We start from the raw sequence: 14,167 nt of genomic DNA on the forward strand, positions 1-14,167 counted from the left end.
GTCGTACTCCATCTTCGAGGCGTCGAAGCCGTCCGCCCAGTTGGCGTTGGTGACCTCGTTGCACTGGTAGCTCTGGTACTTGTCGTCGGTCACCTCGCCGACCTCGATGTCGGCGAAGGAGAAGCCGCAGCCGCCGGCGTCCATGTGCACGCCGCGCGTCCCGCTGTCGGGCATCGACGCGTCGGGGATGACGTCGCCGATCACCACCTGGGAGACGTGGTTCGTGATGGGGTGCGGGTCGGTGTTGCTGACGCCGTAGGTGTAGAAGGCGCCCATGTCGCCGCTGTCCAGGCCCGCCTCCTCGATGCGGAGGTATTTGAACACGTTGCCGTGGGCGTACCCGTCGCCGTCCTTGACCTCGGGGCGCACCTCCAGGCTGATGCCGTAGCGGGCGCTGTGCCGGACGACCGTGTGGCTGACCTCGTTGTGGCCGGTGTTCATCAGCTCGACGCCGGCCGCGTCGCCGGGCACGAGCTCGCCCACGTGGTGGATGTAGTTGTTGGTGAAGACGTTGTGACCGGCCACGTCACCTTCGCCCGGGTACGGCCCCTCGACCTTGATGCCGTCGGCGCCGATGTTCTCCAGCAGGCTGTCGGAGATCCGGACGTGGTCGTTTGCGAACAGCAGGTACAGCGCGGTGAAGCCGGTGTCGGCGATGTGCAGCCGGGTCAGGTCGATGTGGCGGGTGTTGGTGAGGGTGACCGCGCCGAACCGGTTGCGCGGCATCTCGATCTGCCGGTCGTACTCGGGGTACTTGTGCGGCACGCCCGCGTCGCCCGCGCTGATCCAGCCGTTGCGGTACCAGCCGACGAAGTCGCTGTACTGCAGGGCCAGCCCGTCGAAGGCGAGGTTCTGGACCCGCTTGCCCGGGGCGCTGCCCGCCAGCGACAGGATCGTCTGCACCGTCGGCGCCACGACCTTGTCGATCGAGCCGCGCGGCCAGTAGTAGACCTCGCCCTTGGCGAAGTCGAAGAAGTACTCGCCGGGCTGGTCGAGGAAGTCGAGGGAGTTCTGGAGGAAGTAGCGCGAGCCGCCGCCGCTGTTGACCAGGGCGTAGCGCGTCCAGTGTTCCAGGGTGAGCTGGTTGTCGTCCCACGACGGGTTCTGGATCGGTACGGTGTCGGTGAACCAGCTCCAGCTGCCGCCCGACCAGACCGTCACCTGCGCGTTGTCGAGGTTCCAGCTCTTGTCCCACTCGCCCGGCCTAGAGTAGAGCCACTGGTGCACCGCCTCCTTCTCCGGCTCCTTGAGCACGGAGGTGAGGTAGGGCGCCCACACGTCGTCGGACCTGCGGTTGGGGAAGCGGGCGGTGGTGGCGCGCCTGCCGTCCTCGAACAACGTGTAGAAGGTCCGGTCGACCTTCGTCCGGTAGATCTCGCCCTTGTACTTCTCCCAGCCGGTGAGCGGCTCGGCGCCGAGCAGTCGGGCCTTGCGCGGCCCGTCCACGCTGCGGTAGACGATCCGGTGGCCGTTCTCGCCCGAGTCGGCCTCGGTGAACTCGATGGTCTCGCCGACGACGTAGTCACCGGCCCTGACGTTGACCACGATGTCGCACTTCTGGTGTTTCTTCTTGGCCCTGACCTGGTCGCGGGCGTGCTCGATCGTCTTCCACGGGTGCCGCGCGCCGCCCGCGCCGCGGTCCGCGCCGTCGGGCGCGACGTGGAACTCCGTCGGCCTGCACGGCGCCTGGGCGCTCGCGGACGGGGCGACGACCAGCGCCGCCAGGACGACCACTGCCGCACTGACGACTTTCACCGCGTCACCTTCGCTTCCGGCAGCGGGTACGGGAACGCGCCTGTCACGCCGATCTTGTCGTACTCCATCTTGGTGGCGTCGAAGCCGTCGGCCCAGTTGGCGTTGGTGACCTCGTTGCACTGGTAGCTCTGGTACTTGTCGTCGCTGACCTCGCCGACCTCGATGTTGTCGAAGGAGAAGCCGCAGCCGCCGGCGTCCATGTGCACGCCGCGCGTCCCGCTGTCCGGCATCGCGCCGGCCGGGTCGTTGACGACGTCGCCGATCACCATCTGCGACACGTGGTTGTCGATCTCGTGCGGCTCGGTGTTGCTGACGCCGTAGGTGTAGAAGGCGCCCATGTCGCCGCTGTCCAGGCCCGCCTCGTCGATGCGGATGTAGGAGAAGCGGTTGTTGCGGGCGTAGTTGTCCTCGTCCTTGATCTCGGGGCGCACCTCCAGGCTGATGCCGTAGCGGGCGCTGTGCCGGACGTTGACGTGGCTGACGGTGTTGTTGCCCGTGCTCATCAGCTCGATGCCGGCCGCGTCGCCGGGAACCAGCTCGCCGACGTGGTGGAGGTAGGTGTTCGTGATCGTGTGATGGCCGGAGATGTCGCCCTCGCCGGGATAGCCGCCCTCGACCTTGATGCCGTCGGCGCCGATGTTCTCCAGCAGGCTGTCCGACACCTTGACCCGTTCGTTGGCGAACAGCAGGTAGATGCCCATGAAGCCGCTGTCCGACAGGCGCAGCCGGGTCAGGCCGATGTCCCGCGAGTTCGTCACCGTGATCATGCCGAACCGGTTGCGCGGCATCTCGATCTGCCGGTCGTAGACGGGATACTCGTGCACGTAGCCCGAGTCGCCCTCGCTGATCCATCCGGCGCGGTACCAGTCCACGAAGTCGCTGTACTGCAGCGCCAGCCCGTCGAAGGCGAGATCGTGCACCCGCTGCTCGGGAGTGCTGCCCGCGATCTGCAGGATCGTCTTCACCGTCGGCGCCATGACCTTGTCGATCGAGCCGCGCGGCCAGTAGTAGAGCTCGCCCTTGGCGAAGTCGAAGTAGTACTCACCCGGCTGGTCGAGGAAGCGCAGCGTGTTCTGCAGGAAGTAGCGGGAGCCGCTGCGGCTGTTGACGAACGAGTAGCGGGCCCAGTGGTCGAGGGTGAAGAAGTTCTTGCGGAAGTCGGCGCCGCCCAGGGGCACGGTGTCGGTGAACCAGCTCCACGAACCGCCCGACCAGACCACGATCTGGGCGTTCTCGTCGAAGTCGGCGTCCCACTCCTGCGGCACGTCCTCCGGCTTGAAGTACAGCCACTGGCGCACCGCCTCCTTCTCCGGCTCGCCGAGGATGGAGAACAGGTAGGGCGACCACAGCTCGTCGCTCGTCCTGTTCGGGTGGCGGGCGGTGGTGGCGCGCTTGCCGTCCTCGAACAGCGTGTAGAAGGTCCGGTCGATCTTCGTCTTGTAGATCTCGCCGTCGTGCTTCTGCCAGCCGGTGAGCGGCCTGGCGCCGAGCAGGCGGGCCTTGCCCGGCCCGTCAGCGCTGCGATAGGTGATCGTGTGGCCGTTTTCGCCCGAGTCGGCCTCGGTGAACTCGATGGTCTTGTCGACGACGTAGTCACCGGCTCTCACGTTGACCACGATGTCGCACTTCTGGGGTTTCCTGTCGGCCCGCAGCGCGTCGCGGGCCTGCTCGATCGTCTTCCACGGGCGTTTCTCGCTGCCGTCGCCCCGATCGCTGCCCGAGGGGGAGACGTGGTAGTCGCAGGTGGGCTTGCCGGCAGCCGACGGGCCGGGGGTGGGCGCGGTCAAGCTGCCGATGAGTAAGACGATCGCGCCGACGGACCTGAGTATCACTGGCTCTCCTTGACGTTCCGCCACCGTTCGTACTCGGCGCGGGTTTCGGGGGTGAGTGGGTAGTAGTCGGAGAGCGCCCCGCCCTCCTCGATGCGGGCGCGGCTGTAGCGCTCCCACTGCTCGTGGTCGGCGGCGGCCTCCAGCACCTGCTGGGCGCGGCGGCGCGGCACGATCACCGCGCCGTCGTCGTCGGCCACGCACAGGTCGCCGGGCAGCGCCAGCGTCCCGCCGACGGCCACCGGCACGTCGTACGCCCACGGGAACAACTCCGCCTGCGAGGCGTAGTGGGGGGTGGCGCCCGTCGACCAGATCGGCAGGCCCAGGCCGCTCACCCTGGGCAGGTCCCTGATCCGGCCGTCCACGACGATGCCGGCGCCGCCCTTGCGCTTGAAGTAGCGGACCAGCATGTCGCCGAAGCATCCGGTGTAGGCGCTGCCGTACGCCTGCACGACCAGCACGTCGCCCGGCCGGATCTCCTCCAGCACCGCCCACAGGGCGGTGTGCCGCTCGACGTACTCCTGGCCGAGCCCCGAGGCGATGTCCTCGCGCTGCGGCATGAACTGCAGCGTGCGGACCCGGCCGGCGACCTTCTGCCCCTGGGCGATGGGACGCGGTCCCTCGATGAAGGTACGCCGGATGCCCTGCGCGTGGAGCTTGGCGCAGGCGGTGGCCGCGCTGATCCGGGACAGTCCCTCCACGAGGACGGGATCGGGTTCGGCGGGCAGGTCCCCGCGAACAGGCAGATCCCAGATGGCGTCGTCCATGAAACTCCTCAGTAGTGCTGGTGCGACGGCGTGCGGACGCGCGCGGTCGTGTGCAGGTCGAGCCGGATGCGGCGGCCGGGCGGCAGCTCCACGAGCAGGCGCGGGCCGTCCACCGCCACCTCCTGACCGGCCTGAGTGATCGGGGGCGAGGTGTAGGAGCGCGGGTCACCCGGGTAGTCGCCGCCGGACCTGGTGACCACCGCGCGGTCGATCCGGTGCTCGCCGAACGCGCCCGCCTGCACCACGACCCTGCGGGTGCGGGCCACGCCGAGGTTGACGAGCTCGACGCCGGTCGCGCCGGGGCGTACCGAGTCGACCAGCGCGGCCACGTCCGGGGGCAGGCCGGGGCGGCGGCGGTCGGCGTCGAAGTAGGCGAGCCTGGCGGGCAGCAGCCCGCCGTTGTAGAGCACCTGCGGGGTGCCGGTGGCCAGCTGCAGCAGCGCCTCCGTGACGACCGGGTTGAGCCGCTGCCAGTGGTGCACGTGGATGGTGGACAGGTCCGCGGTGTCGGCGTCGATGAGCGCCATGCGCCGCTGCACCTGGCCGAGCGCCGCCGACAACATCGCCTCGGGGAAACCGGGGTTCGCGCCGCGCAGGAACTCCAGCCACGGCGCCTCGTGACCGGCCTCCTCCTTGTTGCGGAACGGGCGCACGGCCGTCCAGTCGTAGCCGGAGCCGGCCCGCAGGCGGTCGAGCCGGTCGGCGTCGCCGCCCGACTGGCTCGCGTGCCAGAGCCAGACCGGCAGGCCGAGCTGCGGCGGCTGGAAGTCGAACCAACCCTGGTCGTCGTGCCGGTTGGGCACCAGCATGGTCGGCTTGTCCGCCTCGTCGCCGAGCTCGGCCAGCCAGCGGTCGCTGATGCTCATGTCCGTCCCGGTGACGCCGGCCTGCACGGCGTGGCCGTACACCGCCTCCAGCGGGTCGCGGCCGATCGCGAGCGCGTCGTCGTCGCCGGTCAGCAGGTGGGCGTTGACCGCGGCGATCGCGGCGGCGGCCCCCACGCTGTAGATGCCGTGCGGCCACTGCCAGCCGTAGTTGCCGCCGTACCAGCGGCCGCCGTGCAGCTCGCCGACGAGGCCGGACGGGCCCACGTTGTCGGGCAGGATGCCGGCGTTGGCCTCCGCCCTGCGCTGCCAGGCGCCGATGTAGCGCAGCGCCCAGTCGCGGTAACGCTCGTCGCCGTCGTACAGCCAGGCGTTGACCGCGAGGCTGGTCGCGGCCAGGTTGACGGCCACGTCGCCCCGGCCGATGCGCTCGTTCATCGCCGCCCCCATGCGGGCCGCGTTGCACGGGTCGGCCAGGTCCTCCCACCGCGTGATGCCCGGCAGGTCGCGCAGCGGCAGGCCGAACGGCCGCATGCTCACCAGGTCGGTGTGGTAGGAGGCCCACTCCCACTGCAGGCCGTAGCGGGGGCCGCCGGCGCCGTTGTGCGGGGCGCGGATGATGTCGCGCTCGGCGTCGTAGTTGGCCGAGCCGGGCAGGTAGAGGTCGGCGAAGCGGCGGGCGCGCTCGCGGAAACGCTGGTCGCGCGGGTCGGCGGCGCAGATGCCGTAGAACAGCAGCAGCGACTCGCCCTGGTGGAACCAGTCATAGCCGCGCTCGAACTCGTCCACCAGGTAGCCGAGCTCCGTGAGCTGCGTGGTGACGCCCTCCCAGTGGTGCTTGGCGGCGTCCAGCAGGTCGTCCGCGCCGCCGAGCTGGTAGAGCGTCGGCCAGTTGAAGAACGCCTCGTAGAAGTCGTCGGCGCCGTCCCGGTCGGCGGCCGGCCCGTGGTAGATGAGCCGCCCGTCAGGGCCGCAGTAGCGGGCGGCGAAGACCCGCCAGGCCTCGTCGAGCATGTCGAACAGGCGGCGCTCCAGCACCGCCCAGGCGGGCGGCGTGCCGAGCGGGACGGTCGCGGTGACGGAGGGCATGACGGAGGGCATGACGGAGGGCTGCGAATCGCCGGCGGGTGTCGTGAGGGAATCGGGGATCGAGGGCACTGTGCGCATCTTCAACCTTTCGTGGCCCCGGCGGTGAGGCCGCTGATGATGTGCCGTTGCATGAAGACGAAGAAGACGAGGAGCGGGGCGATGGCCAGCAGCAGCGTCGGGAAGACCACCGTGTAGTCGGTGGAGTACTGGCTTACGGCGGCGTAGACGCCCGTGGTCACCGTGTAGAGGCCGCTGCCGGGGCCCAGGATGATCTGCGGGTTCACGAAGTCGTTCCACACCGAGAAGGTGTTGAGGATGACCATCGTGGCGACCGCGGGGCGCATCAGCGGGAAGACGATCTGCCAGAACGTGCGCAGCCGCCCCGCCCCGTCGACGGCCGCCGCCTGGTCGAGCACGGCGGGGATGGTGGCGATGTAACCGGCGTACAGGAAGATCGAGAACGGCAGCGTGAGCGTGGTCTCGAACAGCACGAACCCGCGGATCGTGCCCATCAGGCCGAGGGTCTTGAGCACGTACACGACGGGGATGACCAGCACCTGGCCCGGGATGAACGTCCCGGCCAGGAAGAACAGCATGAGCACCCGGAAACGCCGCTTCGGGCTGCGCGCGATCGTGTAAGCGGCGGGCGCGGCCAGCAGCACCGACAGCACGTTGACGGCGACCACGAACAGCAGCGTGACCGCGTACCCCTTGACCACGTCGAACTGCGGGTTAGTCAGCGCCCTGCCGAGCGGCTCCAGCGTGAGGCCACCCAGGCCGAACGGGTCGCGCAGGATCTCCTGCTGGCCCTTGAACGCGTTGACGGTCAGCACGTAGAGCGGGACGAGCATGAACGCGGCGGTCGCCGAGAGGAAGGTTTTTCTCACTGGTGCACCGCCATCTCGCCGCGCCGGCGCAGCCGGGTCACCACGAACGCCAGCGCCGCGGTGACCAGCATGAGAATCACCGACTGGGCCGAGCCGAAGCCGAGGCGGGCGTCGTGGAAGGAGTTCCACAGGATGAGGTAGGCGACGGTCTGGGTCTGCCCGGCCGGGCCGCCCGCCGTCAGCGACACCACCAGGTCGTACGTCTTGAGCAGCGTCACCAGCGACAGCACGATGTTGATCGTCACCGACGGCCCCAGGGCGGGCAGCGTCACGTTCCTGAACACCTGCCACCGGGTCGCCCCGTCGATCCGGGCGGCCTCGATCAGCGAGTGCGGCACCGCCTGGAGGCCCGCCAGATAGAGCACCACGTTGACGCCGAACCCGGCCCACACCAGCACCGCGATCATCGTGACGGTCGCCCACGCGGGGTCGGACAGGAACGGCAGCACCTCGCCGCCCCACGTGGTCACCAGGTTGTTGACCGCGCCGTTGGTGCCGAGGATGGCCGACCAGAGGAAGCCGACCACGAGGGCGCTGAGCACGTGCGGATAGAACAGCACGATCCGGAAGAACGTGTTGGCCCGGGAGACGCCGTCCACCAGGAGGGCGAAGCCGAGTCCGAGCAGGTTGAGCCCGGCCGTGCCCGCCGCCGCGACGAGCAGCGTGACCAGGGCCGCGCGGCGCAGCTCGGGGTCGTCGAGCAGGCGCGCGTAGTTGGCGGCGCCGACGAAGGCGGGGTCGGCGCTGAAGCCGTCCCAGTCTGTCAGGCTCAGGTAGAAGGCCAGGCCGACCGGGACGACCAGCATCACCACGTAGAGGACGGTGGCCGGGCCGGCCATCAGCGCGGTCGTCAGGCCGTCGTGCCGCCTGCGCCTCGGGGGCGCCTCCCGCACCGTGGCGACGGGTGCTTCCCGGGTGAGCGTCATGACCGTCCGGCCAGCCATCGGTCCACGCCCTCGGCGACCTCCTCGGGCGACTTGCCCACGTACAGGCCCTGCACCTCGGTGTTCCACGCGGAGTTGAAGCCCTTGGGGAGGGTGGCGTCGCCGTAGCCCTCACCTTGCGGCACGCCGGACGGCGCCGCGTCGAGGATCTCCTGCACCTGCTTCTCCAGCGGGGTGAACTCGCGCTCGACGCCGGTGCGGAAGTTGCCGTCCTGCTTGAGCTGGCTCTTGACCGCGGCCGGGTCGGTGACGAGCCACTGGACGAGCTTGAGCGCCGCGTCCTTCTGCGGGCTCGACTTGAGGATCATGTACGGCGCCGCGAGCGTCGCGCCCTGCGGGCCGGGGTGGCGCTGGCCCTTGTCGACCGGGGCGGGGAAGACGCCGACCTCGAAGTCCTTCTCGGCCTTGGCCTCGGCGGCGGTGAACCAGCTGCCCATGACGTACATCGCCGACTTGCCGGACAAAAACGCGGTTTCGGCGTCGGCGTACTTCAGGCCCAGGGCGTTCTTGTCGACGTACCCCTTGCCGATCCAGCCGTGGTAGCGCTTCAGGTACGGCAGCAGCGACTCGCCGGCCTTGATCTTGCCGGAGCTGACGTCCTGCTGCCAGGCGGGGTGGTTCTGGGCGCGGGAGGGGTTGGAGAGCTGGAGCAACTGCAGGCCGGTCAGGAAGTCGCCGCCGGTCTGCAGCGGCAGGTAGCCGGCCGACTTGAGCTTGCCCATGGCGGTGTCGAACTCGTCCCACGTGGCCGGCGGCTCGTCGATCCCGGCCTTGCCGAAGGCGGTCCTGTTGTAGAAGACCAGCGACTGGGCCTGCACGCCGACCCCGACGGTGTAGATCTTGCCGCCCAGCTTGGCCTGCTCGGCCAGCGGCGTGTCCTTCGCCCACGGCTGGTCGCTGAGGTCGAGCATCTGCTTGGCCAGCGTCTCGTCGGCCATCAGCGTCTCGACCACGTCGGGCGCGTTGCCGGCGGCGAGCTGCTGCGGCAGCGTGTCGGCCACGCCCTTGCCGGTGGGCGCCTCGATCTCCACGTCGATGCCGGGGTTCGCCTGCTCGAACGGCTTGACGAGGCCGTCCCAGTACGCCTGGGTGAGGTTCGGGCTGATGTTGACCAGCATCCTGACGGTGACCTGGCCGCCCTCGCTCTGCTGCGCTTGCGAGTCGCCGGCGAAGCCGCCCCCGCCGCAGCCGGTGAGCAGGAGCAGGCATCCGATGCCGGACAGGACGAGGGATGGACGGGGGGACCGCATCGCACCTCCAAGGGGGCGAGATCTGCGACGCCTTTTTAATGGGTCGATACTCGATTAGCGATTATTTAATACGTTGGTAACCGGGGTCGGTCAAGGGGTTATGTACTGCTACAAATTCGTTTCCAGCGGGTGACTGAGTCATAAGTACGTTATGGTTGGGGCGTGACTGGACGGGAAGACGACAAGCGGCTGGTAGTGGGCGCCGAGGAGCGCGCGACCCTGGAGGCGTGGGCGGAGCAGGCCGGGAGCGGGCTGGGCCTGCGCAGCCGCATCGTGCTGGCGTGCGCCGACGGGCTGTCCCGCAAGGAGATCGCGGCCCGGCTCGCCGTCAGCTCGGCGACCGTCGCCAAATGGCTCGCCCGCTTCGTGGAGCGCGGCCTCGACGGCCTGGCCGACGCGCCGCGACCCGGGCGGCCGCGCAGCACCGGGCGGCAGGAGGCCGAACGGGTGATCGCCGCCGCGGCCGGCGGCTCGGCCGTGCCCTCCACCCGCTCCATGGCCAGGCAGCTCGGGCTGTCGCAGTCGACGGTGGCGCGCATCTGGCAGGAGCAGCAGATCGCCCCGCCCGCCAGTCAGGTGCTGCCCAGGGAACTGCTGTCGGACCGGGTCTACGCGCTGCTGCGCGGCTGGATCGTCTCGGGAGAACTCGTGGCGGGACAGCGCCTGGTGGAGGCCGAGATCGCCCGCAGGGTCGGCACCAGCCAGGCCCCGGCCAGAGAGGCGATCAAGCGGTTGGCCCACGAAGGACTCGTCATCTCCTATCCCAACCGGGGCAGCTACGTCGCGGAGATCTCCGACGAGCAGGCCCGGGAGGTGCGTGACATCAGGGTGTTGCTGGAGGAGTATGCCGCACGCGGCGCCGCCGCCCGCATCCAGCCCGAGACGTTGCAGCAGCTCACGGGTGACGTGCTGGCCATGCAGCGGGCGGCGGGCGACGGTGACATCGGGGCTTTCAGGGACGCGGACCTCGCCTTCCACCGGCGGGTGTGCGCCGCGTGCGGCAACTCCTTCCTGCTGCGGTTGTGGCGGACCATCGAGTCGAACCTGTGGAGCCTGCACGTCGTGGGCAACCCGCTCTACGAAGGCGACTGGATGGCGATGGCCGGCCACCACGACGACCTGGTGACCGCCCTGGCGTCGGGCGACCCGGACGAGGCGGCCCGCCTCTTCGCCGCCCACGCCCGCGGCGAGGCCTCCCGCACCCGCCCCCGGACGCGTCCCTCCGCGTGACCCTCCGCCTGACCCTCCGCCCGACCGGGGTCAGGCCATGGCCAGCTCGTACGTCGCGCCCTTGCGGGTGTCGAGGACCAGCACCCCGGGTTCGGGCCGGTCGGCCTTGACCGGGCGGCCTCGTTCGGTGACGGCGACCGGGTGGGCGGTGCGCAGGGTGAGCCGGCGTCCGAGGTCGGAGCGGATCCGCCCCCGCCGCAGCGCGCCGCCGTCCCACGTGAGGTCCACCTCGAACCCGCCGCGCGCCCGCAGCCCCCGGTACGACCCGGCGGGCCAGGCGGCGGGCAGGGCGGGCAGCAGGTGCACCTGGTCCCCGTGGCTCTGCAGCAGCATCTCCGTGATCCCCGAGACGCCCCCGAAGTTCCCGTCGATCTGGAACGGCGGATGCAGGTCGAACATGTTGGGCGCGGTCCGCGCGGGCACGAGCAGGTTGCCCAGCCGCTCGTAGGCCTCGGCGGCGTCCAGCAGCCGGGCCCAGAAGTTGATCTTCCAGGCGAGGGACCACCCCGCGCCGGCCTCGCCCCGCAGCTCCAGCGTCCGGCGGGCCGCCTGGGCCAGGTCGGGGGAGAGGCGCGGGTCGATCTGGTGGCCGGGGAACAGCCCCCACAGGTGGGAGATGTGCCGGCTGCGCGACAGGGCGGCGTCGCCGCGGTAGTCCTCCTGCCACTCCTGGATCTGCCCGAGATGCCCGACCTGGTTGGGCACGAGCCGCGAGCGGGCCTCGCCGGCCCTGGCGCGCAGGTCCTCCTCGATCCCGAGGGCCTCCGACGCCTGCGCGAACGCGCCGAACAGGTCGCGAAGGATCTGCATGTCCATGGTCGGCCCGGCGCAGATGCTGACGTTCTCGCCGCCGTCCTCGTGGTGGCCCACCTCCGGGGAGTGGGAGGGGTTGGTCACCAGGTAGCCGGTCCTGGGGTCGGTCCGGAGGGTGTCGAGGAAGAACTCCACCGAGCCCTTGATCAGGGGGAAGTGCTCGCGCAGCCGCCGCTCGTCGCCGGTGTAGAGGTAGTGCTCCCACAACGTCAGGCACAACCACGCCCCGCCGGTCGGCCACACGCCGTAGAAGGCGTAGTCCACGGGGGCCGTGCCGCGCCAGCCGTCGGTGTTGTGGTGGGCGACCCAGCCCTTGGCACCGTACTGGGTGCGGGCGGTACGCGCGCCGGTCTCCGCCAGGTCCTTGATCAGGTCGAACAGCGGGTCCATGCACTCGATGAGGTTGCCCGGCCCGGCCGGCCAGTAGTTCATCTCGCAGTTGATGTTGATGGTGTACTTCGACTCCCACGCGGGCGTGAGCGAGTCGTTCCAGATGCCCTGCAGGTTGGCCGCGTGGCCGGGCGCCCGGGAGCAGGAGATCAGCAGGTAGCGGCCGTACTGGAAGTAGAGCGCGGCCAGCTGCGGGTCGGTGTCGAGCTGCTGGCGGACGATGCGCTCGTCGGTCGGCAGCGCGGCCGCGTCCGACGTGCCGAGGTCGATCTCCACCCGGCCGAACAGCTTGCTGTAGTCGCGCACGTGCTCGCGCCGGAGCACCTCGTACGGCCGCCCCGCGGCGCGCTTCAGATGGCGCTCGGCCACCTCGTCCGGGTCGCCGCCGACGTCCTTGTAGCTGCGGTAGCCGGAGCCCATGGAGATGAGCAGCGTCACCTCGTCGGCGCCGGTCACGGCCAGCGTGCCGTCGTCGGTGGCGACCGTCCCGCCCTTCGCCTCGGCCCTGGCCAGGGCGCGGAAGCGCACCTCGCCCTTGAGTCCCTGGGTGTCGCCGCTGACGCCGTCGAGGGCGATGGTGGCGGGCCCGGCGGCGGCCGTCGTGGTGGTCTGCGGGCTGGAGAAGGCCGCCTCGAACGTCACCGAGCCGGGCTTGTCGGCCGTGTGCCGCACGACGATGACCTGGCCGGGGTTGCTGGCGAAGACCTCGCGGGTGTGGCGGACGCCGTCGCGGACGTAGGTCACGGTGGTGACGGCCCGGGTCAGGTCGAGCTCGCGCCGGTAGTCGGTGAACTCCGCCGAGCCGGGGAAGGTGAGGGTGAGGTCACCGAGCACCTGGTACGGTGCCTGCTCGCTGGGGACGCCGAGGAACTTCTCGTCGGCGAGGTTCTGGGCCTGCTGCCACTTGTCCTCCCAGACCCACTGCCGGATCTGGGGGAGGGCGGCCAGGGCTTCGGGGTTGTCGTAGGTGTGCGGCCCGCCGGCCCAGATGCTGTCCTCGTTCAGCTGGAGCCGTTCGGTGGCGACGCCGCCGAAGACCATGGCGCCGATCCGCCCGCAGCCGACGGGCAGCGCTTCGAGCCATTCCGCGGCTGGGCGGGTGTACCAGAGGGTCAGCGGGCCGTCCTGCGGGCCGTGCCGCGTGCCGGCCCGCGCGGGAGCGGCGTTCGCCCCGGTCACGAGCACGGATCCGGCTGCGGCGCCTAAGCCGGTCGTGAGCATGCCTCGTCGTGTGTAGCCGTCGTTGGTCACCATTACTCCTCTTCCGGAACGCATGCCGCCGCCGGGGCGGGATGTCACGAGAGCGATGAGGGTGATCGTCGTCAGGGGGCCCGGATGTCTCTCGGGCCGCGGGGGACGTCGAAGGCGAGAAGTTCAGCGGATGTTCACCGCGAACATGGGATGTATGTCTACGCGAAGGGGGCTTGGATGTCCATACTTCCGCACAATCTGGCCGAAACATAGGATGTATGTTAGGTTCCGGTCCTGCTGGAGAGGGCGGTCGTGCCCGCGATCCGCCCGCACCCGACCGAGCCGGAAGCCGTGATGACCCGCATCGACGCCCACCACCACGTCTGGGATCTGTCCGTACGCCCCCACGCCTGGCTCGACCCGGAGCCGATGGCCCCTGTGCGCCGCACGTTCACGCTCGACGACCTCGCCGGGCCCGCCGCCGCGGCCGGGGTGAGCCGTAGCGTGCTCGTGCAGGTGCTGCCCGACCTCGGCGAGACCCGCGAGTTCCTGGCCCTGGCCGCCGGCTCCGAGCTCGTCGCCGGTGTCGTCGGCTGGATCGACCTGACCGCGCCTGACGCCGCCGACACCCTCGCGGGGCTGCCCCACGGGCTGGTCGGCGTCAGGCACGGCGTGCAGTCCGAGCCCGACGCCGGCTGGCTCGCCCGCGCCGACGTGCGCCGCGGGCTCGCCGCCGTGGCCGCCGCGGGGCTCGCCTACGACCTGCTCACGCTGCCGCACCAGCTGCCCGCCGCCATCGACACGGTGGCCGCCGTGCCGGAGCTGACGTTCGTACTCGACCACCTGTCCAAGCCGCCGATCGCCTCGGGCGAGCTGGAGCCGTGGCGCCGCCGCGTCCGGGAGCTGGCCCGCCACCCCAACGTCTACTGCAAGCTGTCCGGCATGGTCACCGAGGCCCGCTGGGGGTCCTGGCGGGTGGCCGACCTGCGGCCGTACGCCGAGGTCGTGCTGGAGGCGTTCGGGCCCGAGCGGGTGATGTTCGGCTCCGACTGGCCGGTGTGCCTGCTCGCGGCCGGCTACGAGCAGGTCGCCGAGGCCGCGGACGCGTTGTGCGCGGGCCTGTCGGACGGCGAGCGCGCCGACGTCCTCGCCGGGACGGCGCGGCGGGCGTACCGGCTGGAGTGACGGCCGCCCGGCC

Annotated in this window: 10 protein-coding genes; 2 read left to right on the forward strand and 8 right to left on the reverse strand. The window is 70.5% G+C overall.

Translation table 11 applies throughout. From position 1 onward, the window contains the following. The 7 genes from E1267_RS18760 to E1267_RS18790 all read right to left on the reverse strand — a co-directional run. A partial coding sequence (locus tag E1267_RS18760) for a right-handed parallel beta-helix repeat-containing protein (protein WP_132333865.1) occupies positions 1–1,755 on the reverse strand: 1,755 nt, incomplete at its 3' end. Continuing rightward, positions 1,752–3,587: a right-handed parallel beta-helix repeat-containing protein gene (locus E1267_RS18765; protein ID WP_220449561.1), complete on the reverse strand. Its 1,836-nt coding sequence runs from the start codon at positions 3,585–3,587 to the stop codon at positions 1,752–1,754. The genes E1267_RS18765 and E1267_RS18760, both read right to left, overlap by 4 nt. Then, positions 3,584–4,351: an RraA family protein gene (locus tag E1267_RS18770; RefSeq protein ID WP_132333867.1), complete on the reverse strand. Its 768-nt coding sequence runs from the start codon at positions 4,349–4,351 to the stop codon at positions 3,584–3,586. Before E1267_RS18770 ends, E1267_RS18765 begins: the two co-directional genes overlap by 4 nt. Before the next feature lie 8 nt (positions 4,352–4,359). Next, complete coding sequence (locus E1267_RS18775) at positions 4,360–6,264, reverse strand: DUF8034 domain-containing protein (protein ID WP_220449562.1); 1,905 nt, start codon at positions 6,262–6,264, stop codon at positions 4,360–4,362. A gap of 80 nt (positions 6,265–6,344) precedes the next feature. After that, positions 6,345–7,151, reverse strand: coding sequence for a carbohydrate ABC transporter permease (locus E1267_RS18780; protein WP_220449563.1), 807 nt, complete (start codon positions 7,149–7,151; stop codon positions 6,345–6,347). Further along, the gene (locus E1267_RS18785; protein ID WP_220449564.1) at positions 7,148–8,077 is read right to left on the reverse strand and encodes a carbohydrate ABC transporter permease; all 930 of its coding nucleotides are present in this window, start codon (positions 8,075–8,077) and stop codon (positions 7,148–7,150) included. The genes E1267_RS18780 and E1267_RS18785 overlap by 4 nt, the downstream gene beginning before the upstream one ends. Continuing rightward, positions 8,074–9,345 carry an ABC transporter substrate-binding protein gene (locus E1267_RS18790; RefSeq protein ID WP_132333868.1) on the reverse strand — a complete coding sequence of 424 codons (1,272 nt, stop codon included), beginning with the start codon at positions 9,343–9,345 and terminating at the stop codon, positions 8,074–8,076. Before E1267_RS18790 ends, E1267_RS18785 begins: the two co-directional genes overlap by 4 nt. Before the next feature lie 162 nt (positions 9,346–9,507). On the opposite strand from E1267_RS18790, the gene E1267_RS18795 reads away from it, so the two are divergent. Then, positions 9,508–10,575: an FCD domain-containing protein gene (locus tag E1267_RS18795; RefSeq protein ID WP_132333869.1), complete on the forward strand. Its 1,068-nt coding sequence runs from the start codon at positions 9,508–9,510 to the stop codon at positions 10,573–10,575. A gap of 30 nt (positions 10,576–10,605) precedes the next feature. On the opposite strand, the gene E1267_RS18800 is transcribed toward E1267_RS18795, so the two are convergent. Beyond that, positions 10,606–13,032 carry a glycoside hydrolase family 95 protein gene (locus E1267_RS18800; protein WP_132333870.1) on the reverse strand — a complete coding sequence of 809 codons (2,427 nt, stop codon included), beginning with the start codon at positions 13,030–13,032 and terminating at the stop codon, positions 10,606–10,608. A 249-nt stretch (positions 13,033–13,281) separates the two neighbouring features. Between E1267_RS18800 and E1267_RS18805 the strand changes: the two genes are divergently transcribed. Beyond that, on the forward strand, positions 13,282–14,154 hold the full coding sequence (locus tag E1267_RS18805) for an amidohydrolase family protein (RefSeq protein ID WP_246064000.1): 873 nt from the start codon (positions 13,282–13,284) through the stop codon (positions 14,152–14,154). The last annotated feature ends 13 nt before the right edge of the window (positions 14,155–14,167 follow it).

Source organism: Nonomuraea longispora (genome assembly GCF_004348345.1).
GTDB classification, from domain to species: domain Bacteria; phylum Actinomycetota; class Actinomycetes; order Streptosporangiales; family Streptosporangiaceae; genus Nonomuraea; species Nonomuraea longispora.

What these genes read in the sequence shown, in the direction of transcription:
- E1267_RS18770 (WP_132333867.1), bottom strand. Translation starts at nt 4,351, where the DNA reads ATGGACGACGCCATCTGGGATCTGCCTGTTCGCGGGGACCTGCCCGCC.
- E1267_RS18775 (WP_220449562.1), bottom strand. Translation starts at nt 6,264, where the DNA reads ATGCCCTCCGTCACCGCGACCGTCCCGCTCGGCACGCCGCCCGCCTGG.
- E1267_RS18785 (WP_220449564.1), bottom strand. Translation starts at nt 8,077, where the DNA reads ATGACGCTCACCCGGGAAGCACCCGTCGCCACGGTGCGGGAGGCGCCC.
- E1267_RS18790 (WP_132333868.1), bottom strand. Translation starts at nt 9,345, where the DNA reads ATGCGGTCCCCCCGTCCATCCCTCGTCCTGTCCGGCATCGGATGCCTG.
- E1267_RS18800 (WP_132333870.1), bottom strand. Translation starts at nt 13,032, where the DNA reads ATGGTGACCAACGACGGCTACACACGACGAGGCATGCTCACGACCGGC.